The following is a 680-nucleotide window of genomic DNA, read 5'->3' as shown; positions in this document are numbered from 1 at the left end:
CCAGCGCACCGCCCCGCTTTCCGCGTCGAGCGCCAGCACGGCGCTGGAATAGCGATCGTCATTCGCGGTGCGATGTCCCCCGAAATAGTCCGGCGTAGCGTTCCCCGTGGGCACATAGACGAGGCCCAGCCTGTCGTCCGAACTCATTGGCGCCCAGCTATTGGGTGTGCCCGGCGTGAAGGTGCCGCCGGGCGGCGGCGGGCCGTGATCGTCGGGGCGGCCGATGTCGAAGGCCCAGGCAAAATCGCCCGTGACGGCATCGAACGCCCGGATCACACCGGAAGGCTCCCGGATTTTCTGACCATCCATCACCCAGCCGCCCAGGACGAGGCGGCCGCGCACGAGGGCGGGGGGCGAGGTGACGAAATAATAGCCCTTGTCGATCGTGCCCAGTCCCGTTTTCAGATCGACCTGTCCGCCCTGCCCGAAGCCGGGGCATAGCCTGCCGGTGGCGGCATCGAGTGCGATCAGCCGGGCGTCGAGTGTCGCGGTGTAGATGCGTTCGGCGCAATCGCCCTGGGCTTGCGGGATGCGATAATAGGTGACGCCGCGGCAGACGAGGCCATAGACGCCGGCGAGATCGGCCTTGGGCTGGTGTCGCCATAATTGTCGGCCCGTTTCGGGGTCGAGCGCGATCACATCATTATTGCCCGCGCACAGGAAAAGGCGATTGCCCACCT

At 66.5% G+C, this 680-nt stretch carries 1 protein-coding gene; it reads right to left on the bottom strand.

Annotated elements, in window-relative coordinates; genetic code table 11:
* Window positions 1–680: PQQ-binding-like beta-propeller repeat protein (locus ACFC3J_RS22835; RefSeq protein ID WP_375198191.1), on the bottom strand; the 680-nt coding region annotated here is incomplete at both ends.

This window comes from Sphingobium sp., from assembly GCF_041987595.1.
In the GTDB taxonomy this organism is placed as follows: Bacteria; Pseudomonadota; Alphaproteobacteria; order Sphingomonadales; family Sphingomonadaceae; genus Sphingobium.
The sequence above is the reverse complement of the archived record's forward strand: the minus strand, read 5'-3'. Positions and strand labels throughout refer to the sequence as shown.